The sequence below is a fragment of the Methanosarcina sp. 2.H.T.1A.6 genome (genome assembly GCF_000979455.1).
Classification (GTDB): domain Archaea; phylum Halobacteriota; class Methanosarcinia; order Methanosarcinales; family Methanosarcinaceae; genus Methanosarcina.
Window position 1 is genome coordinate 208,123 of record NZ_JJOY01000023.1, and the last position, 20,356, is coordinate 228,478.

Below are 20,356 nucleotides of genomic sequence, written 5' to 3' on the forward strand. Positions count from 1 at the left end.
GAAGCACCTTAATGTTTAACCTGCGATTTTTCTGAATCAATGTTTAAATATGGACAGCTTGCTTATGCATGTTTTCATTTGCTTTTTCATTTACTCATCCTTTGCGTATAAATGATAATGTTTATTTTAGTTCACAGTCGATTAAGGACAGATAAACACTTCATGGTAAAGGAAATAAATTATGATGTTAGAAGAGAAGTTGAAGCAACTTCAGAAAAGAATAAAACAGTATCCATTAACTAGTCTCATTATTTTACTCTCGGTATTGTTATCGTTATTAATAGTAGTTCCATATTTGCAAGTAGAGTATCGTGGGATAAATAACGCTACAGAAGAAGCCACTCTTGAAAATCAGTATCGTGCTACTTTTGCTCAAATACTAGGTGGTATCGCTATTGGTATTGGGCTTTACTACACATGGCGGCGAATTACCATTGCCGACAAAAATTTAAAATTTGCTCAGGAGACTTTTGAAGCTAATCAGAAAATTGCTCAGGATAATCTCAAAGTGTCTCAGGAAGGTCAGATAACTGAACGTTTCACTAGGGCTATTGATCAGTTAGGAAATAAAAAAATGGAAATTAGGTTAGGTGGAGTATATGCCCTTGAAAGAATAGCAAATGAATCTGAAAAAGATTACTGGCCAATTATGAGAATTTTAGCTGCATATATTAGGGAAAAATCACCTCTTAAAAAGGAGAATACAGAACATAAAGATGCTGAGGAACAAAAGAAAGATGAAACTCTCTCTACCGATATTCAAGTAATTCTTGAAGTTATATGTAATCTCAAACACTCCTTTAATGAAAAATTGGATCTACGAAACTCAAATATGCGGAAAGCCCAACTTTCTAGAGCTCACCTTGAGTGGGCTGATCTTAGTGGAGCTGACATTTGGGGGGCTGACCTTGTAGAGGCTCACCTTGAATCCACTCAATTGTATAAGGCTCATCTTGAAGATGCCATCCTTGTAAGGGCTCATCTTGAAAACGCTGACATGCGAGAAGCACATCTTGAAAGAGCTTATCTTCAAGGAATTGATCTTAAAGATGCTACTCTTATAGGTGCTCATCTTGAAGATGTCCATCTTGAAAATTCTGTTCTTGTAAGAGCATTCCTTGAAGAAACTCACCTTGATAGAGCCTACCTTGAAGGAGCTCATCTTGAATATTCTCACCTCAAAGGAGCTTACCTTAATGATGCTCACCTCAAAGGAATTCATCTTGAAATAGCTAATCTTGAAGGAATCCATCTTAAAGGAGCGGATCTAGAAGGGGTCCATTTTGAAGGAGCGGATCTAAGAGGTGCTAACCTTAAAGGAGCTAAGAACCTAACAATTGACCAGCTCTCTAAAGTGAAAACGCTTTATGAGGCACAATTAGACGAAGAACTTCTTATACCATTAAAAGAGAAATACCCTGCCCTTTTTAAAAAACCTGATGAATAATTGAGTATTACCAGAACTTCCACCATTGTTTCTTTGTTCCGGATGCCTCTCAAAATTTCCGATAGACTAATGGGAAGTTATCATCTAGATAACTCTTTCAGCGAAATCACTTGGGCCACGATATTTAAAAAACAAAAGTTGAGCAACTGGAACAAAAGCTCTATACACATTTAGAATCCGAAAACAAAGAAGAAACAGAGAGTGGGCCCGCTGAGATTCGAACTCAGGACCTCCGCCGTGTGAAGGCGACGTCATAACCGGCTAGACCACGAGCCCACAGATGAAATTGAAAATTAATAAGGGTTAAACAACCATAAAATAGAACTTCTTATGTATAAGCTTATCGCTTGCGGGCTGATATTGGGCTTACCCGGACCTGTTATGTGATTACTTTTTATATTTTTGTCTCAGGGTCCTTTATTTTTTGTACTTTTTGAGGGTTTTGAAGGACGAAGAACCACCTGCTGGAGTTTTTCAGTCTACGGCTGGAACTTTTGATGGGCTGTCTAAGATCTGTTGATCTCTTTCCGGAAATCTTCAGTCAGGCGATAAAGTAATGAAGTAATAATGTAAATAACTATAGAAATAATTTAATTGATTGATTTTTATGATTGAAATCCTGAAAATCCTCTTCACCATGCCGTTTTTGCTCTACGCCTGCTATACCGACCTGAAGGCACGCAGAGTCTCAAACAAGGTGTGGAAATACATGCTTGCATCGGGTTCGGTATTTGTAATCTATGACGTTTATACTGGAGGGATTCCCTATCTTAAATCTCTAATTTTTTCCGGAGTTATTGTTTTCGTTTCGATTTACATCCTTTTCCAGCTTGGAGCCTTCGGGGGCGGGGATGCAAAGGGGCTGATAGTGCTTTCCATCTTATTTCCGCTCTATCCGGTTTTTTTGTTCTCGGGAGAGCTTTATCCTTTGCTAGGGCTGCCTCCCGTAGGGCTCTTTGCCTTCACGGTGCTGGAAAATGCTCTCCTGGTAACGACACTCGTGCCTCTCTGGATGTTCTGCTACAACGCCCTACATTTTTCGCCTGATATGCTCAAAAAGCCCTTATACATGTTTATCGGGTACAGGACTGAGGTATCCTCTCTGAAAAGGAAGGAACATCTGGCCTTGCTTGAAAAGTTCGAGCTTGACGAAAACGGAGTTGTCATCAGGAAGTTTGCGCGGACAGGGCTCGACTTTGATGCTAACCTGAAGCCCGAACTTGGGGAATACGTAAAAAAAGGGCTTATTGAAAAGGAAGTCTGGGTTACTCCGGGCCTGCCTTTTATGCTCTCAATTACAGCAGGCTTTATAACCGCAGTCGTTTTCGGGGATTTAATCTTTTACGCTGTCTTTAGTTTTCTCGGGGTCTGAACCTAACATCTACGGAACAAACCCAAGATCTACGGAATAAACCCAACGTCTGCGGAATAAACCCAACCTCTACGGAATAAACCGAGCACCTGTGGAAATTTTGGGGACGGCTGAACCGGGATTTCTCCCTTTTCTCCTTCCTTTTTCCACCCTCTTTCCCCTTTTTTCATCTTTTCTGCACGACAAGCAGCCCGTAGAGAATAGTTTCTGCAATTGGGGGATTATCAGGAGTGCCTTTTGCGATCCTTTCTTCAGGGTAGCCGAGGTTTTCGCAGGTATAAAGCTCAGCGTTAATTCCAAGTTCTTTAAGGATTTCTGCAACCTCGCGGGAGCCGAATGTTTCTTCCGGCAGCAGGAAAATGTTTCTTCCGTTCTTCAATTCCTGAATCAGTTCGGCTTTTGCAGGCTCAAAGTCCCTGCCGTGGGCTGTTATTGCACAGAGGTTCGTCAGGTTTACTCTTGTACGCGCACAGGCTGCCTGCATTGAAGAAATTCCGGGAATTACGGTATCATTTTCCCCTGCAAATTTCCCGAGCCCGGAAAACATGGGGTCTCCTGTGGACAGGACAACGGCATCTGCGGGCAGGAGATGAAGCGACTTATAATCTTTAATCGTTTTTGCTTCGCAGGTAATATGTTCCTGTGCGAGCTCAAGGGCTCGTTTTGCACCGTAAACCACCGATGCTTTTCTGATCGACCTTATCCCTTCTTCCGTGAGCATGCCGGGTCCGACCCCGACTCCTACCACAATCATAGTTTTTCTTCCCCTCTGTCCGGTTCAAGTTTCTTGAATTTCAATTTTTAAATTTCGCTTTCTGTCCGTTTCTTCGGTTTAATTCTCACTTTTGCTTCTCACTTTTGCTTGTCCATAAGGACAGACCCGTCCCTGTCAATTACAACGATTCTTGCACCCTTTCCTTTCTCAACCGCCATTTCAAAGGCTTCTTTCAGGCGCTCGTGTTCCGGAGCCTTTTCAAGCATCTCAACAACGGTTGCATATCCGCTGTTCTCAAGCATCTCAGGGTTTCCCCATTTCAGGACCAGACCCGGAAGCCCGCAGATTATGACATCGCCTGAAGCGTTATCAAGCCCTTCCGAAATCCTGCTCCCGACCATAACAACGGTGTATTCAGGGAAGAGCATATGAGAATAACGCATTCCTATTCGGCCCGTAGTCAGGACCACTCTATCCGTGCAGCGGATCAGGTCTCCTTTCATCTCTCCCAGGTGGTCGTTCCAGGGCTCGACAAAGCCTGTGCTCCCGAGAACCGAAATTCCGCCTTCGACTCCTATCCTGCTGTTCAGAGTCTCTTTTCCTACCCTTTCCCCTTCAGGGATCGAAATCGTGACCTCAGCTCCCTGTAAACCCAGTTCCTCTACAGCTTCCTGCACTGCAGCCCTGATCTGTTCCATGGGTTTTGGGTTGATGGCCGGGTTGCCCTTCGAGACCTGGAGCCCGTCCCTTCTTACAACTCCTATGCCCTTTCCGCCGAAGATGCTGATCCCATCTGCCTCCCTGGCTTCGCCAACAAATTCAAGCCCCCGGGTAATATCGGATTCGTGGTCGTTAAGGATCTTCTTTACAACTGCACGCCCTGGAGAGGATTCGCTGACTTCAAGGTAGGCTCTCAGTCCTACCGGGGTGGGAACGGATACGCTGTCAACTGTTTTTTTAAGGGAAAGCACAGCGGCTTTTGCAGCGGCACTGGCTGTGGTTCCTGTGGTATATCCTCTCTTGAGTACGGACCCGTCACTCAGGACCACGATCATCCCGGATGCCACGTTTTTTTCAAGCTCTTCCCTGGGCAGCCCGGTACGGGCAATCCATTCTTCAGGGATCTTGAAATTGTTAACAGGATCTATCATGGAAGAATACTCGGAGGTTTTTTATTATAAATGTATTGACCTGAAAACCGGGAACTAATTGGAAGAGAAGGGCCTCAACAAAACACAACTGATACTTATGAAATACCTGCGGTGCTCCTGTGCAAACCCGGACAAAAAGACTTACTTCTGGGGGACGGTTGCTGGACTCCGGGAAAAAGGTTACTGGATTATAGAGAACAGTCACTGGACGATAAGAAAATATCAATGGACAGTATAAAATTCCCCGGGCAATATAGAAAAGAGTGGCATCATTCCAGGAGTGGGGATTTTTTCGTTTTTCTGGAAGTTGGGGTTTGTTGGGGTTTGAATGGGGGGTACCATTCTTGTTGGGGTTTGGGGGGTTGGTGTGTGAAAAATAGCCTTATGGAATGATGCCTATTTGATGTCAGTACTCGCCTGACACCTACCTTACATTTCACTTATATTATATAAATCTATAGGAATATAAAGGTAAATGTTTCGTGGAAATCCTCTATATCTCTTCATAACCAATCACCAGTATTCTTTCTATGCGCTATGTCGAAAGATTACGTTTTTTATGGGGGCGCTCACTCTCCTGAACAGCCCCTTTCCCCTGATTTTCTCAACTTTTTCTTTTTTCCGGTAATCCTATTCACTGAGTTCTTGCAAACATACGGTCCAGTTCACCTTTTGTAAAGGTTATTACTGTTGGTCTCCCGTGCGGGCAGGAATAAGGGTTTTCGGCTGCTTTGAGCTGTTCTATCAGCTCTTCCATCTGCCTTGAGTTGCAGGCTGCCCCTCCTTTGATTGCTGCTCTGCAGGCAAGGGTCTTGCTCACCTTTTCCGAGACCCCTGTATCTCTTTTGACCTTTCCTTCAGCCAGCAGGTCAGATATCACGTCATGGATTACGCTGGTATCCTCGAGCCGACCGAATACCTCAGGGACAAAGGTAACGACATAGGTATTGTCCCCGAATTCCGAGATCCCGAAGCCGTACTCCTCCAGATAAGGGATATACTCCTCCATGAGCACCTTTTCTTTCGGGGTAAGTTCTATCACTACAGGGGCGATCAATTCCTGCACCCTGGACTTTTTCGTTCTCAGGACCTGCTCGTAAAGGATACGCTCATGGGCTGCATGCTGGTCGATTATTACAAGGTCTTCCCCTTTTTCGGCAAGGATATACATTTTAGAGGTCTGGCCTATGACCCGCAGGTCTTCGAAAAGATCGGTGTTTGCTTTTTGCTTCGGCTTTTTACTTTGCCTCTCCCCTGCATTTATTCTTTCATTTACCTTTTCCCCCGTTTTCGCACTGATCAGTTCTCTTTCTTTCTCTCCTGTCTTCTTTTCTTCTTTTTCTCCTGCTTTCTCCTCTTCCTTTTCCCCTGTCTTTTTACTGATCAGTTCTCTTTCCTTCTCCCCTATCTTTTCCTTTTCTTTCTCTCCTGCTTTCTCCTCTTCCTTGTCACTGACATGATCTCTTCCCCTCTGGACTTCCTGGACTCCTACCCTTTCTGCATCCCGGAGACGCTCGGATTTCTTTAGCCTCCTCTCCGTATCCTTTATCGGGTAGGTATAAGCTTCGGATTTTTCTCTCAGGAGTCTACTGCCGCTTTCAGGAACTCTGGCTTCCTCTTGAAACTCTGCTTCCTTTCCGGTTTCCTTCCCGGCTGCTTTCCTGATTTCTTCTGCAGGTCCCTTTTCAGGCAGAGTTATAGGGGCTTCCTGTACCTGAATTTTTCCTGATGGCCCTGAACCCTCGAAGGTTTTCTGAAACCTTCTTCCATCTTTTTCCCTTACCGCGGGTGCAAGCCCATGTTCCGAAAGGACCTTTTCAACTGCACGAATGACTGCATCCCCTACCTCCTTTTCCCGGCTGAAACGGACTTCGGCTTTGCGGGGGTGTACGTTTACATCCACCTCTCCCGGATCGAGGGTAAGAGCAAGCACTGCCACAGGATAGCGGCCTTTAGGGATCTTTGTGTAATATCCTTCGCGGACAGATGTGCTGATAGCTCTTGAAGTGACAGGGCGCGTGTTTACGAATACATAAAGCTGGTCGCTTCCTCCCCTATGGGTTTCGGGTTTTGAGATATATCCCCGGAGTTCAAAGTCTTCGGTCCTGTACTCAAGGGGCAGCATTGAACGTGCCGTATCAGGGCCGAGCAGGTTGACCATGCTTTTCAAAAGGCCGCTTGAACCCGTATTTTTTATGATTGGCTTTCCTTCACTGAGCAGGGTAAAGGAAATTCCCGGATTTGCCAGGGCAAGCCTTGTAATGGTATCTGTGATATGGGCAAGTTCGGTACGGTCGCTTTTCAGGTACTTGCGCCTTGCAGGTGTGTTATAAAAAAGGTCTTTTACGTGTATCGAGGTTCCCGGAGCCGTGCCTGCATCAGATGTTTCCTGCACCTTCCCTCCGTGGATGACCATTTTTGTGCCGGTAATCTCTTCCGGTGGACGGGTAATGATTTCTACCTTTGCAATGGCGGTAATTGAAGCAAGAGCTTCTCCCCTGAACCCCATTGTTGAGACCGTATCAAGGTCTTCGATCCGCGTGAGTTTGCTTGTTGCGTGTTTTTTATATGAAAGGAGGGTATCGGCCCTGCTCATCCCGCAGCCATTGTCCCGGATAAGGATGGAATGTTTTCCCCCCTTTTCGACCTCGATGCGGATTTCCGTTGCTCCGGCATCGATTGAGTTGTCCACAAGTTCCTTTACCACGGATGCCGGGCGTTCTATTACCTCGCCGGCTGCGATTTTATTTATCGTGTCCCTGTCAAGAATCCGGATTTTATTACCCTGATTTTCCATCTTCTCTTCCAGCTTTTCTTCAACCTGCTCCGTCATTTGTTTTTCACTTTTCCTTTCCTTTGCCTTTCATCTGTCCTTTATCTGCCTTTTATCCGCCCTTTCATCTGTTTTTCCTGATCACTTGCTCTACCAAGGTGGGCAATCTCTTAGCCCATTTCTCTTTTTAACCAAGCAGTTTTTTCAGCTCATGGAGTTTGTTCATGGCTTCTATTGGCGTCATCTCATCCACGTTCAGCTTTTTCAGGGCTGCTTCCACAGGGCTCAACCCTTTTGCCCTTTCCGGATTCACATTGCTGCTTCCGGGGTCGAAAAGCATCATCTGAGTATAGCGTGCACTTGCTTTGCTTTTCCTCTTTTTCCCGTTTTCGCTATCCTCTGCTTCTTCAAACACGTTTTCCCTTTCAAGTTCCTTAAGGATCTCGTTTGCCCTTTCGATCACCTTTTCCGGGACTCCGGCAAGCCTTGCAACCTGGATACCGTAACTCCTGTCTGTTGCTCCGGGAACGATTTTCCGCAGGAAAACCAACTCGTGGCCATCTTCTTTTACTGCAATATGGTAGTTTTTGACCCGCTTTAATTTCTCTTCAAGGGCTGTAAGCTGGTGATAATGGGTCGCAAAAAGAGCTCTTACGCCAACCTTACCCCTGTTGTGCAGGAACTCCACAACTGCTTTTGCGATGCTGTACCCATCATATGTGCTTGTTCCCCTGCCTATTTCGTCAAGCAGTACAAGACTTCGGGGACTTGCGTTATTCAGGATATTTGCAAGCTCCACCATCTCAACCATAAAAGTGCTCTGCCCGCTTGCAAGGTCGTCAAAAGCCCCTATCCTTGTAAAGACCTGGTCAATCATTCCTATGGATGTATGGGATGCCGGAACAAAGGAGCCTGCCTGAGCCATAATTGCAATAAGGGCGGTCTGACGCATGTAGGTGGACTTTCCTGCCATATTCGGGCCTGTAACAAGCAAAAACTGGTTCTCCTTGCAGTCCATTTCGGTATCATTGGGTACAAAGCCTCCTGATACGGTACTTTCGACTACGGGATGCCGTCCGTCCCTGATAAGGATCTTGCAGTCTTCGGTGAGCTGCGGCCGTGTATAGTTGTTGTTTTCTGCAACTTCGGCAAGGTCTGCAAGGACATCAAGAGTCCCCAGTCTTTCTGCTGTTTCCTGGAGTTCCCTTGAATGCGCTGAAAGGGCCTGTGTGAGTTCAGTGAAGATTTCGTATTCCAGAGCTACTGCCTTTTCGTTTGCTGTCAGGATCAGGCTTTCTTTTTCTTTAAGTTCCGGCGTAAAGAAACGCTCGGCATTTGACATGGTCTGTTTTCTTATATAGTCCTCAGGCACCTGGCTGCTGTTTGCATTGGTAACCTCGATATAATAACCAAAGACCTTATTGTATCCGACTTTCAGGGACTTGATCCCACTTCTCTCTTTCTCCTTCTGCTGAAAAGCCGCAATCCACTGTTTGCTGTTGCTTGCAATATCCCGGAGTTCGTCAAGTTCCGGACTGTATCCGGACTTTATCATTCCGCCATCTCTTACGGTTACAAGAGGCTCTTCAACAATTGCGTTTTCAATCATTTCAGCCAGGTTTTCCAGTTCCGAAAAGGCTGCAAGCCCTTCTGCAATCTCTTTTAAAATTTCGGACCCGGCTTTTTCCAGCAGGCAGTCCCGGATAGAAGGTACGACGTCCATGGACTTTTTCAGGGCTACGAGGTCCCTTGCGCTGGCATTCCCGTAGACTATCCTTCCTACCAGGCGTTCGATGTCTCTTACGTCTGAGAGCCAGTCCCTTATATCATAGCGGAGCAGAGAGTCTTCTGCCAGTTCTTCTACGGCATCCAGCCTGTGGTTTATATTTTCTACGGAAAGAAGGGGCTTTAAAAGCCATTTTTTCAGGATACGGCTTCCCATAGGTGTCCGTGTGCAGTTCAGGGTCCGATAGAGGGAGTTTTCGTCTCCCCCCTCCCTCACGTTTTTCACGATTTCGAGGTTGCGCAGGGTAATCGAATCCAGGACCATGAACTCGGTGTTTGAGTAGGTCCTGAGAGTATTGATATGGGCAAGGTCCCTCATCTGGGTAGTCTTTGCATACTCAAGGGCAGCCCAGGCGGAGTAAACTGCAAACTCCAGCTTTTCGCAGCCCATGCCCTCGAGGGTTGCGACCCCAAAATGGGTTTTCAGGTTTTCTCCGGCTTCCTCGGGTCCGAAAATCTCGGGAGCGAATTCCTGTACAATTGTCTGGTCCCTTAACCTGGCTACTAGATCTGAATTCCCGTACAGGGACGGGGGAAGGATGCATTCTGCAGGGTGCATGCGGGCAAGTTCGCTAAGTAATTTCTCAAAGCTGTCCGAGTCCGTAAACTGGGTTGTAAGGAACTCCCCTGTAGATATATCGAGGAAGGAGATCCCGAATTCGATTTCTTTTTCCCCGCTTTTCCCGGCTTTTCCTATCTCCCTTCCTGCAACTGCCATGAGGTAATTGTTTGAGGCATCCGAAAACATTGAGGAGTCTATTGCTGTTCCCGGGGTTACCACCCTGACAACTCCCCGCTTCACAACCCCCTTTGCCTGCTTCGGGTTTTCGAGCTGTTCACAGATGGCTACCTTGTACCCCTTGTTTATTAATCTGGGTAGGTAGGTGTCAATTGCATGGTAGGGAATTCCTGCAAGCGGCATTTTCTCCCCTGTTTTGTCTTTCCCCCGTGCAGTCAGGGTAATTTCAAGTTCTTTCGCAATGGTTTTAGCATCTTCCCCAAAGGACTCGTAGAAGTCTCCCATCCTGAAGAAGATAAGGGCGTCAGGGTATGCCTGCTTGGCTTCGTAGTACTGGCGCATTGCAGGGGTCATCATTTCTGTCATTTTTCAACTCACTGTAAGCCTTGAATCGTTAATATCTAAATCTGGAACGGGGAAGTATGAATAAACGGCTGGTTATTTCAGCTAAGCAGCATGGTTTCTTTCCGCATGCCAGGTTGAGTCATTTTGAATATCAGTTCGAATATCAGGTTAAAATACTATGTCTTTATCTTGAATCATGCTTCTTATATATAATTTAACAATTCGGTATTGTAAGCCTTATCAAAGGAGGGAATTGCTCTGAGTCGGGAAAAATTAGTAGAAGTCTGTCCTGTCTGCGGGAATGCGGATATCTATTATGAGGTTGGCGGGTATGCAGGTGCAGTCTACCACTGCAAGGAATGCGGGTATGTCGGAGCTTTCGTTGTTGAGGCTAATGAGGAAATGATTGAGAAAATCAAGGAGAAGTATAAGCGAGAAAAGGAAAAGGGAGAAGAATAAAACTGATTCTCTATTTTTGGGATGTGGTTAATCGGCTGATATTGTTCCGGGGTAACCTTACTCGCATTTTCATGTCTGTCTTATCCCGTGCTCCGGCGCGGCTGGAATCGGTGGGCTTCAAGTAAATAAATGTGTAAATCCAACCTCACGGGGAAATAGAATGTCAAAATATTTTGTAGTGGACGATCAGTCTGTCTATTTGACTGATTAAAATGTATAACTTTTTTACGTTTGATCTGGCATATGCATGTCTTTTAGCTTTCCTATCCTTTCGTCCTTTGTATGCACCAGATCATAAATTGCCTGTATCCGAGTTTTCAAGTCTTCTTTTTTCTTCGAAAAGCCGCCTGCTTCGCAGTCGTTGAGAGCCCGGGGCCCAAAAAACAAATTCAAAAACATGGCCACAGCTTTTTAAAAATAAGCTCAAAAAGATGAAAGGGGCTGAAAATAGGAATTAAGCAATAAAACAGGTGTTGTAAAAACGTTTAATGAAAAATCCAATAAAACATGTAAAAAAAGTCTAAGGTTGAATAAGAGTTTGGTGGGGCCGCTGAGATTCGAACTCAGGTCGCAAGACCCCCAGCCTTGCAGGATGGACCAAGCTACCCTACGGCCCCGCAGAGTATTTATGCTTTTCAGACGGCAACGGTCCTATGCTTGCTTGCCATCATCCAACTATTGTAATCAAACATGTAGTATAAATGTATATCGGTTGGGAGGAGCCAGCAGGGGATGTTCTTTAATTTTTTTATTTGTTCGGATCTCCGGATTTTGGCTTCAGGGTTTCTGAAATTCGGATTCGGGAAGCTTACTCAGGATACTTTTTGCCCGCAGAACCCTCTGGATGATGGTGATGTGGGAGAAGATGGCTATCAGCACAAGAGCCCAGCCAAGAAGGCCTGAAAGGGCGCCTAAAGCAAGGATGAGCATCCTTTCCGTGCGTTCGGCAATTCCTATAGACAGCTTCCGGCAGCCTGCGGACTCTGCCCGGGCGCGGGTGTAGCTCACCAGAAAAGAACCTATAAGGGCAAAGCCAGCCCAGAGCCAGACTTCTATCCCGAGGACGGGGGTAAAGCCAAGTCTGCCGTAAATCGCCCCGGCCATTATTCCAAGAAACATCAGTCCGTCGGAATAGCGGTCGCAGACCGAGTCTAGCACTCCTCCGAAAGGAGTGGCCCTGCCTTTTGCTCTTGCGACTCCGCCGTCAAGGATATCAAAAGCCCCGCTGAAGAGAATCAGGAGCCCACCTTCAAAAGGTTTGCCCAGGGCGAATGCAGCTCCTGCAGCCACGCTTACCGCAAAACCCAGCAGGGTAAGGGTGTTTGGGGAGAGGGGTATTGAACGGGCAAACGGAATTACCAGCTTTCTTGTGCTGTTTTTCAGGTCTTCGAATATTTCAATCCCTTCCTTTTATCTGGTTATTCCTTTTATCTGGTTATTCCTTTTATCTGACTATTCCTTTTTATCTGGCTATTAATAGTGCATATCTGGATATTAGTCTTATCTTTTTTCTAAATATTTCGGGCTTCAGGGATGGAATTCTCCAGAAAGAGTTTAAGGACCGTCAAGTTTTAAGGATCGTTATATTTTAAGGATCGCTATAATAATGAAGTCGTATGAGTTTAAAATGATGTAGAGGTAAAATATGAATCTAGTGGAAAAACACAGGGAAAAATGTACGCAATGCGGACTGTGCCTTGAGGTCTGCCCTCGATACGATGACCTCAGTTTGCTTGACCTGCTTTACGGGTATCTGGGCGGGACTACTGGAATTGATCCTACTTCCCTGCTGCGCTGCCTGACCTGTGGGCTTTGCGCCGAAGCCTGTCCCGAAGGGCTTGGGCTCAAGATGCTTATTTCTCCTGCCCGGCAGAAATGGGTAAGTGAAAATGGCCTCACGGACAGGCAGACTATGGTGGACCCCGAGGCTGAAAATAACATCTTCAAAAAGGTTTATGAAATGGATGAGATTCCTGTGTACATAGACAGTCCTGGATCTGTCGTGTATTTCCCGGGATGTGCTGGCACCTATATTAACAAAAATATGGCACAGGCTGTTGTTACCCTTCTGGAAAAGGCGGGGGTCGATTATACTGTCCTGAGCGGGCTTGAATACTGCTGCGGTGCAGTGTCGGTAGGTGCAGGAAATCCGGGTCCTATCCGCAGGCACGGGCAGCAAAATATCGAAGAGGTCAGGAAAAGAGGGGCAAAAATCCTTCTTACATCATGCCCCGGTTGCTTTAAGGCTTTTAAGGAAATCTATCCAAAAATGTTCGGGGAAATGGACTTTGAGGTGTTACATGTCTCTCAGTACCTGGAACGCCTTTTAAAAGAAGGTAAACTTACTCCGGAAACCACCCTCAAACACAGGGTATTTTACCACGACCCCTGCCATCTGACTCGGGGCATGGGCGTCTACAGGGAAGCAAGAAACGTGCTTGAAAATATCCCCGGCACCGAGCTTGCAAATAAAACTCCTGAAGGTTCGGCTTGCTGCGGTTTTGGTGGAGGCGTAAGGGTCAATTATCCTTCCGAGTCTATTTCTGTAGCTTCTGATCGTTTTCGGGCTGCCGAAAAACTGGGCTGCGGCATAATCATTACCAACTGCGGGGGCTGTATGCAGAACCTTGTCGAAGCCGGAAAGGATGAGAAAATAAAGATCTTTGACCTCGCCGAATACCTTTCCCTTGCTTGTGGAGTAAACATACCGCGGGAAGATCAGAAACTGCTTGAGCTTGTAAACAGAGCTTACAGCTTATGTATTTCTGGTTATAAAGAACCAGATTTATCATAAATTCTCTTTGTGATTCCCTCTATAACTCTCCCGTTTCTATTTTTCTCTTTATTTTTTATTTTTTCGCCTTGCCTTCTATTTTATCCTCTTCACTTCTTGCACTTCACGTCTAAGGTTATGCTTTTTTCCATCGTTCCACTTTCTCCCATTTCTTATTTTATGTTCAGAATGTTTTATTCTATGTTCTGAATGTTTTTTCTCCGGGGCTGCTAGCATTTTAGATATCTATTCTTTTCCTATGGGCACGAAATTATAACGAAATTCTAACTCAGAAAAATTTCTAATATATATGATTTTCTCTTTTTTCCTGTTTTCTGACCTGAATTCTATTCTGACTCCGGAAAAGAGAAAAAACGATGTTCTAAAAAAGAATTAATTGATCGTCAATCAACTATTTAACTTAAAGTTTTGATGCTAAACAGCATCAGTATCCTTAATATATTCTTGTGCTCCGCATACTGAATTATTGTACTGTTTTAATATTTTTTCAGATTTCTTCCCTATTTACTTTACCTTTCCTTCTCTCACGTCCCCCCAAAAGTCCATTTTCAATGTTTCATATTTATATTTTTCGTTTGATCTTCTCTTATTCTCTCCCAAATACTTCCTTCAAAATGTTTTAACCAAAACTTATTTATATAACTCTCATTTTTGGCATGTATTTTTCAACAAAATATTTATACCAGTAAATTGAACTTTATTCTGGAGACATTTGTAAAGATGAGTACACAGACGGGATTTAAAATGGCACCAAAAATACTCCCTCTGCTAAAATACTCATGAACCCCAATCAGGACAATCATGAATCCTTCATGATTTCGCAGTTTTGCTTGTGGTAATCATGGTTTCCCACCCATGGTGATCATGAGTTACTTCTCGTGCATCTCATGACTCATAGAGCTTGAGCTTGCATCCCAAACTATCATGATTATTCATGCCAGTTTCGGGTCGAGACGTCTCCATAGTTCAAAAACTAAAACGGAGGATGCAACATTAGCCAAGAAGAATTACTTCAGGAACTTGCAGGCGCTGTAATCACCTGTAAAAAGGATGCAGTACTCGCTGCCGTTGAAAAGGCAAAAGGAGAACTGGATCCCGCATTAATTATTGAAAAAGGGCTTGCCGCAGGCATGAATGAAGTGGGTGTCCTCTTTGAGAGAGGCAAACTTTTCTTACCCCACGTGATGATGGCTGCCGACGCAATGACCGCCGGAGTCGCAGCTCTTAAGGACCTTATGCCTGAAGGCGCTTCCAGCGCAAAAGTGGCCGTCATTGTGAACGGTACTGTAGAAGGCGATGTCCATGACATCGGCAAATCCATCGTGTCCACAATGCTCCAGTCTGCTGGTTTTGAAGTGCACGACATCGGCCGTGATGTTCCTGTCAAGAACTTTATCCAGAAGGCAAAGGAAGTCAATGCTGATATGATCGGGCTTTCTGCTCTTATGACCACAACTCTTCCTGGACAGAAAGAAGTTATCGAACTTCTCAAGGAAGAAGGTATGAGAGAAAAAGTAAAAGTCATGATCGGGGGCGCACCAGCAACCCAGGCATGGGCTGACAAGATCGGCGCAGACTGTTACGCAGAAAACGCAAGTGAAGCCGTTGCTAAGGCAAAAGAACTGCTCGTTTAAATCTTTTTTATCGGAGGTTACAAAATGGCAAAATGTAATGCAGTTGCAGGATTCAACGCACTTAACGGTGTGGAATTAAACCTTTTTACGAACGACGAACTTAAGGCAATTCACTACGCCTCAATGGAAATCCTGATGGATCCCGGTGTCCAGGTCTCTGACCCGGAAGCCAGGCAGATCTTCAAGGAAAATGGCTGTGAAGTTGACGAAAAGACTCAGATTGTAAAGATCCCTGAATATCTCGTAAGAAGAGCTCTTCAGCTCGCTCCCTCCAGGTTTGTCCTCTGGGGCCGCGACAAGAAGCACAACACTGTACAGGAATCCGGCGGAAAGGTTCACTGGACCTGCTTCGGTACCGGTGTAAAGGTTTGCAAGTATCAGGATGGCAAGTACGTAACCGTTGACTCTGTTGAGCAGGACATTGCAGACATTGCAAAGCTCTGTGACTGGGCAGAAAACATCGACTACTTCTCTCTCCCGGTCTCTGCAAGGGATATTGCAGGCCAGGGTGCCCAGGATGTCCACGAGACCTTCACCCCTCTTACTAACACCGCAAAACACTTCCACCACATTGACCCAGTCGGCGAAAACGTCGAATACTACTGGGACATCGCAAAGGCCTACTACGGCGGCGACGAAGAAGAAACAAGGAAAAAGCCTCTTTTCTCCATGCTGCTCTGCCCAACCAGCCCACTCGAGCTCAGTGTCAACGCTTGCCAGGTCATCATTAAGGGTGCCCGCCTCGGTATCCCTGTAAACGTCCTGAGTATGGCAATGTCCGGTGGTTCTGCTCCTGTATACCTTGCAGGAACCCTTGTTACCCACAACGCCGAAGTACTCTCAGGTATCACTCTCGCTCAGCTCACAGTACCCGGAACCAAAGTCTGGTACGGAAGTTCCACCACCACCTTCGACCTGAAGAAGGGTACTGCGCCCGTCGGATCTCCCGAACTCGGCCTGATCAGCGCATCTGTCGCAAAGCTCGCCCAGTTCTATGGCCTCCCCGCATTCGTGGCAGGCACCTAGTCTGATGCAAAGGTCCCGGACGACCAAGCTGGACACGAGAAGACCATGACCTGCCTCCTTCCCTCCCTCGCAGGGGCAAACACCCTCTACGGCGCCGGGATGCTTGAGCTTGGTATGACTTTCTCCATGGAACAGCTCGTTATTGACAACGATATCATCAAGATGACAAAGAAGGCCCTTATGGGAGTCCCTGTCACTGAGGAAACCCTTGCAGTCGAGTCTATCCAGAAAGTAGGCATTGGAAACAACTTCCTCTCCCTCAAACAGACCAGGCAGCTTGTGAACTACCCCTCCGACCCCATGATCATCGACAGGCGCATGTTCGGTGACTGGGCAGCAGCCGGCGCAAAGGACCTTGCAACCGCTGCACACGAAAAGGTCGTAGACGTTCTCAAGAACCACGTAGTTAAACCAATCGACGCAGACATCCTCAAGGACATGAAGGCAGTTGTCGACAGGGCTGACAAGGCTTTCAGAGGCATGTAATTACAATATCAGGATATTCAGGAGATCTAAAAATGGCAAGCACAGAAGCAATCATTGCAAAAGCAAAAGACGCAATCACCGATTTTGACGACGAACTCGCAGCAGAAGTTGCAGAAGAAGCTCTTGCAGCAGGTGTTGACCCTGTAGAGCTCATTGAGAAGGGCTTTACCGCAGGCATGCTGGAAGTAGGAGAACAGTTCGAACAGGGTACTCTCTTCCTCCCCCATGTACTTGCAGCCGCCGAGGCAATGAACGCAGGTATTGAAGTCATCAAGCCGGAAATGGATAGGCGTAAATCCCAGACTGCAAACCTTGGAACCGTTGTAATCGGAACCATCGAAGGTGACATCCACTCCATTGGAAAGGATATCGTTGCCTCCATGCTCAACATTGCAGGCTTCAAAGTTGTGGACCTCGGAAGAGACGTCCCAATCAGTGCCTTTGTTGAAAAGGTAAAGGAACTCAAACCCCAGATTGTTGCATCCTCCGCTCTTATGACCACCACCATGGTCAACCAGATCCAGATCGAAGAACAGCTCAAAGAAGCAGGTGTTCGCGACCAGGTAAAGACCATGGTCGGTGGAGCTCCATGCACACAGGACTGGGCAGACAAGATTGGCGCAGACATCTACGGTGAAAGTGCCACCGATGTCGTCAGTAAGGTAAAAGCAGCCTTACTCTAAAAGCTCAATAAGCAGAAAATGCAGAAGATCTAATCGAATGCATTTTCTGCCCAATTTTATTTTGTACAGTTTTTGCGAAACCGATAGCTGAGGGTATAAACAAAAAAATTCTTTCATATCTGGTCATACTCACGAGCTACATTAACCATAGAAAAGACTGCGTAGAAGCCTGCTCAGTGTTTAGACTACGGCAATACTAAGGCAAACTTCAAAGCTGCTGATAATTGTTTAAAATGGCAACTTAAGACAATTGTCAAAAAGCCTGAAAACTGCAGTAAAACGGGATAAAAATGGCAATTATAACTGTAGTTAATTATATATATAGTGCGCCGAAAACTGTAGTCTCTACATTAAATATAAAAGTTAATCTAGTTCCCTTAAATGTAAATGCCCTTAGATAAGGGTTCGCAAGCTGTGCTTTCAGACTGTGGAATAGGGTTGGGACGGACTCATGCCCTGAGGGAATTCCATAGTGCTTCTGAAAAATGGAGGGATTTTCCGTGGATTTAAAATCTTTAAAAAAACAGGAAAGCAAACGAAAAATCAGTAAAGGGTACATGTGGGCCCTTTTCTGTGCTGTATTCTGGGGTATCTGGTATCTTCCAGGGACTGTTGTGTGGGTGCTTAACCCATTCGATGAGATGTACAGCGCTATTGCCGAAACCGGAGGAGACGGCTCAGCTCTTATTGTAACTGCCGTGCTGATTACGGCCTTTAATGCACTTACGGTCATGCTAGCGCTCATGCTCTGGAATGGAGTGCTTGGTAAATACGGGGAACTTGTCCGGACAATGAAAGAATTCAACCCGTGTTCCAAGTGGTTCTTCCTTGCCTCGATTTTCGGAGGTCCTATGGCAATTCTCGGTTCGTTCATTGCTATGGGCTTTATAGGCGGAGCATTTGCAGCTGTTGCAGCTCTTCTTTACCCTGTGGTGGGCTCTGTTCTTGCTTACTACTGGTACGGGGAAAAGATCTCCAAGAGAGCGGCAATCGGTATAGGAGTCATCATTTTAGGAGGCATCACGATCTTCGGAGGCGGGCTTATGACTGAGCTTTCCTCAGGCAACGTCCAGTGGATCGGATACCTTGGAGGTTTGATGGCTGCTGCCGGCTGGGGCATTGAAGGTGCAATCGCAGGAAAAGGTCTCGACATTTCCGAGCCGGACGTGGGGCTGACCCTCAGGTTCCTTGGAGAAAACATTATCTGGTGGATCATTGTTGTTCCAGTGCTTGCAATTCTCGGTTACCCGATGTATTCCTTTGCACTCCAGGCCTTTGAACCCATGACCCTGCTGGTCTTGATTTTCGCAGGGATTACCTTTGGTTTCTGTTATGTCTGCTGGTACAAGTCCTTCCCGCTTATCGGGGTAGGAAGAGGGCAGGGTATTGGAAACCTCTATGGTCTGTTTGCTATCATCTTCATTTTCCTCTTCTTCGGAGATGTCCCGCAGTGGTCTATCCTTGTCGGAGGCACTCTCTGTGTTATTGGTAGTTTCGCTATGATTACGGAAGATACAAGTGCACTTGAAACTCTGAGAGGTGAGTGAAGTGAGCGGAAAACGTCCTATGAAGTTCAGGATCCTGGAACTTTTCCTGGATGGAAACGAACACTGGAACTATGAAATCGTTTCAAAGATCCAGGAAGAGTACGACATGAGGAGCAATTTCCACAGGGACAGCATCAATTTCGACATCCTCGAACTGGCATCCGGAGGGATGCTGAAGGACGTGGAGCAGAAAGTCGATGAAGATGGGATCTACAAGAAAGGTTTCCTCCTGCACAGGTACGTGATCACCGACTTCGGAAAATCCCGCGGCTCTGATGCCTGCCTGAGATATGTGTAATCTTTAACGGAGGTTAAAACATGACACAAACAGCAGCGGCTCTGGAAGCTTACAATGCGTACTGGGCAAATTCCTTCATTCCCGCCGGGGACATTATGTGGATGGTTCTCATCCTGGTCCTGGCGTCAATTGCCCTCTGGCAGGCAAGGACCTTTGTGTCCAAGTTCTGAACCCCATAGAATACAGCTTTCCATATCTAATATTGAATACACAATAAAATGGTGATATAAATGGCAACTGAATATGCTTTGAGGATGGGAGACGGTAAACGTATCTTCCTTACCAAAGAAAAGATTGTTGAGGAGATTGAGGCAGGTACGGCTAACGCCGCTGACCTCGGTGAGATTCCTGTCCTCAGTGGTGATGAACTTGAAAAGCTTGCAGAAATTCTGATGATGCCCGGAAAGGCAGTCAGTGTTGAGCAGGGCATGGAAGTTCCTGTAACCCACGATATCGGTACCCTCAGGCTTGACGGGGACCAGGGCAACAGTGGTGTTGGTATTCCTTCCAGCCGTCTTGTCGGCTGCATGGTGCACGAGAGAGCCTTTGGTGCCGACACCATGGAACTCGGTCACATCGACTACAGCTACAAACCTGTAAAACCCGTGGTTTCAAATGAGTGCCAGGCAATGGAAGTCTGCCAGCAGAACATGGTCATCCCTCTCTTCTATGGCGCAATGCCGAACATGGGGCTGTACTACACTCCTGACGGACCCTTCGAGAACCCCGGCGACCTCATGAAAGCTTTCAAGATTCAGGAAGCATGGGACTCTATGGAACACGCCGCAGAGCACCTTTCCAGGGACACCGTATGGGTTATGCAGAAAATCTTTGCCTCCGGGGCAGACGGTGTAAACTTTGACACCACCGGTGCAGCTGGTGACGCAGACATGTACGGAACCCTCCACGCTATCGAGGCTCTCAGGAAGGAATTCCCGAACATGTACATCGAAGCCGGAATGGCCGGGGAATGTGTACTCGGTATGCACGGCAACCTGCAGTACGACGGTACAACCCTCGCAGGCCTCTGGCCACACCAGCAGGCACCCCTGATCGCAAAGGCAGGCGCAAACGTCTTCGGTCCAGTGTGCAACACCAACAC

The 20,356-nt window shown here is 46.3% G+C and carries 15 protein-coding genes, 2 tRNA genes and 1 pseudogene; 10 read left to right on the forward strand and 8 right to left on the reverse strand.

The window, feature by feature from the left end:
• Positions 1 to 181: 181 nt before the first annotated feature.
• Positions 182 to 1,447, forward strand: a complete 1,266-nt coding sequence (locus EO98_RS05895) for a pentapeptide repeat-containing protein (protein WP_048142819.1) — start codon at positions 182 to 184, stop codon at positions 1,445 to 1,447.
• A 202-nt stretch (positions 1,448 to 1,649) separates the two neighbouring features.
• Here EO98_RS05895 and EO98_RS05900 read toward each other — a convergent pair.
• Positions 1,650 to 1,723: transfer RNA gene (locus tag EO98_RS05900), tRNA-Val, on the reverse strand.
• A gap of 331 nt (positions 1,724 to 2,054) precedes the next feature.
• On the opposite strand from EO98_RS05900, the gene EO98_RS05905 reads away from it, so the two are divergent.
• Entirely contained in the window at positions 2,055 to 2,819 is a 765-nt protein-coding gene (locus EO98_RS05905; RefSeq protein WP_048142821.1) for an A24 family peptidase C-terminal domain-containing protein, read from the forward strand.
• A gap of 166 nt (positions 2,820 to 2,985) precedes the next feature.
• On the opposite strand, the gene EO98_RS05910 is transcribed toward EO98_RS05905, so the two are convergent.
• The 7 genes from EO98_RS05910 to EO98_RS05940 form a co-directional block, all read right to left on the reverse strand.
• A complete protein-coding gene (locus tag EO98_RS05910; protein ID WP_048142823.1) occupies positions 2,986 to 3,573 on the reverse strand; it encodes a cobalt-precorrin-7 (C(5))-methyltransferase in 588 nt (195 codons plus the stop codon).
• A gap of 98 nt (positions 3,574 to 3,671) precedes the next feature.
• Positions 3,672 to 4,685 (reverse strand): cobalt-precorrin-5B (C(1))-methyltransferase, encoded by a 1,014-nt coding sequence (locus EO98_RS05915; protein ID WP_048142825.1) that lies wholly within the window; start codon positions 4,683 to 4,685, stop codon positions 3,672 to 3,674.
• 634 nt (positions 4,686 to 5,319) lie between these two features.
• Positions 5,320 to 7,518: a DNA mismatch repair endonuclease MutL gene (gene mutL, locus EO98_RS05925; protein ID WP_235283874.1), complete on the reverse strand. Its 2,199-nt coding sequence runs from the start codon at positions 7,516 to 7,518 to the stop codon at positions 5,320 to 5,322.
• 127 nt (positions 7,519 to 7,645) lie between these two features.
• A complete protein-coding gene (mutS, locus tag EO98_RS05930; protein ID WP_048142830.1) occupies positions 7,646 to 10,348 on the reverse strand; it encodes a DNA mismatch repair protein MutS in 2,703 nt (900 codons plus the stop codon).
• 663 nt (positions 10,349 to 11,011) lie between these two features.
• The gene (locus tag EO98_RS18290; RefSeq protein ID WP_156161035.1) at positions 11,012 to 11,173 is read right to left on the reverse strand and encodes a hypothetical protein; all 162 of its coding nucleotides are present in this window, start codon (positions 11,171 to 11,173) and stop codon (positions 11,012 to 11,014) included.
• Positions 11,174 to 11,325: 152 nt separating this feature from the next.
• Positions 11,326 to 11,403, reverse strand: a tRNA-Pro gene (locus EO98_RS05935).
• 160 nt (positions 11,404 to 11,563) lie between these two features.
• Positions 11,564 to 12,124 (reverse strand): CDP-alcohol phosphatidyltransferase family protein, encoded by a 561-nt coding sequence (locus tag EO98_RS05940; RefSeq protein ID WP_156161036.1) that lies wholly within the window; start codon positions 12,122 to 12,124, stop codon positions 11,564 to 11,566.
• Between the two features lie 307 nt (positions 12,125 to 12,431).
• On the opposite strand from EO98_RS05940, the gene EO98_RS05950 reads away from it, so the two are divergent.
• The 8 genes and pseudogenes from EO98_RS05950 to mtbB form a co-directional block, all read left to right on the forward strand.
• Positions 12,432 to 13,580 carry a (Fe-S)-binding protein gene (locus tag EO98_RS05950; protein ID WP_048142835.1) on the forward strand — a complete coding sequence of 383 codons (1,149 nt, stop codon included), beginning with the start codon at positions 12,432 to 12,434 and terminating at the stop codon, positions 13,578 to 13,580.
• Between the two features lie 992 nt (positions 13,581 to 14,572).
• Positions 14,573 to 15,214: a dimethylamine corrinoid protein MtbC gene (gene mtbC, locus EO98_RS05955; protein WP_048142837.1), complete on the forward strand. Its 642-nt coding sequence runs from the start codon at positions 14,573 to 14,575 to the stop codon at positions 15,212 to 15,214.
• A 24-nt stretch (positions 15,215 to 15,238) separates the two neighbouring features.
• Positions 15,239 to 16,726 (forward strand): annotated as a pseudogene (gene mttB, locus EO98_RS05960) ([trimethylamine--corrinoid protein] Co-methyltransferase).
• A gap of 32 nt (positions 16,727 to 16,758) precedes the next feature.
• Positions 16,759 to 17,409 (forward strand): B12-binding domain-containing protein, encoded by a 651-nt coding sequence (locus tag EO98_RS05970; protein WP_048134381.1) that lies wholly within the window; start codon positions 16,759 to 16,761, stop codon positions 17,407 to 17,409.
• Positions 17,410 to 17,894: 485 nt separating this feature from the next.
• Complete coding sequence (locus tag EO98_RS05975) at positions 17,895 to 18,956, forward strand: DMT family transporter (RefSeq protein WP_200895217.1); 1,062 nt, start codon at positions 17,895 to 17,897, stop codon at positions 18,954 to 18,956.
• A gap of 1 nt (position 18,957) precedes the next feature.
• Positions 18,958 to 19,254: a hypothetical protein gene (locus EO98_RS05980; protein WP_200895218.1), complete on the forward strand. Its 297-nt coding sequence runs from the start codon at positions 18,958 to 18,960 to the stop codon at positions 19,252 to 19,254.
• Positions 19,255 to 19,274: 20 nt separating this feature from the next.
• Positions 19,275 to 19,424 carry a hypothetical protein gene (locus EO98_RS18845; protein WP_200895032.1) on the forward strand — a complete coding sequence of 50 codons (150 nt, stop codon included), beginning with the start codon at positions 19,275 to 19,277 and terminating at the stop codon, positions 19,422 to 19,424.
• Positions 19,425 to 19,484: 60 nt separating this feature from the next.
• Positions 19,485 to 20,356: [dimethylamine--corrinoid protein] Co-methyltransferase (gene mtbB, locus EO98_RS05985; RefSeq protein WP_048160037.1), on the forward strand; the 872-nt coding region annotated here is incomplete at its 3' end.

What these genes read in the sequence shown, in the direction of transcription:
- EO98_RS05910 (WP_048142823.1), bottom strand. Translation starts at nt 3,573, where the DNA reads ATGATTGTGGTAGGAGTCGGGGTCGGACCCGGCATGCTCACGGAAGAA.
- EO98_RS05950 (WP_048142835.1), top strand. Translation starts at nt 12,432, where the DNA reads ATGAATCTAGTGGAAAAACACAGGGAAAAATGTACGCAATGCGGACTG.
- mutS (WP_048142830.1), bottom strand. Translation starts at nt 10,348, where the DNA reads ATGACAGAAATGATGACCCCTGCAATGCGCCAGTACTACGAAGCCAAG.
- mutL (WP_235283874.1), bottom strand. Translation starts at nt 7,518, where the DNA reads ATGACGGAGCAGGTTGAAGAAAAGCTGGAAGAGAAGATGGAAAATCAG.
- EO98_RS05915 (WP_048142825.1), bottom strand. Translation starts at nt 4,685, where the DNA reads ATGATAGATCCTGTTAACAATTTCAAGATCCCTGAAGAATGGATTGCC.
- EO98_RS05975 (WP_200895217.1), top strand. Translation starts at nt 17,895, where the DNA reads ATGGAGGGATTTTCCGTGGATTTAAAATCTTTAAAAAAACAGGAAAGC.
- EO98_RS05895 (WP_048142819.1), top strand. Translation starts at nt 182, where the DNA reads ATGATGTTAGAAGAGAAGTTGAAGCAACTTCAGAAAAGAATAAAACAG.
- EO98_RS18845 (WP_200895032.1), top strand. Translation starts at nt 19,275, where the DNA reads ATGACACAAACAGCAGCGGCTCTGGAAGCTTACAATGCGTACTGGGCA.
- EO98_RS05905 (WP_048142821.1), top strand. Translation starts at nt 2,055, where the DNA reads ATGATTGAAATCCTGAAAATCCTCTTCACCATGCCGTTTTTGCTCTAC.
- EO98_RS05970 (WP_048134381.1), top strand. Translation starts at nt 16,759, where the DNA reads ATGGCAAGCACAGAAGCAATCATTGCAAAAGCAAAAGACGCAATCACC.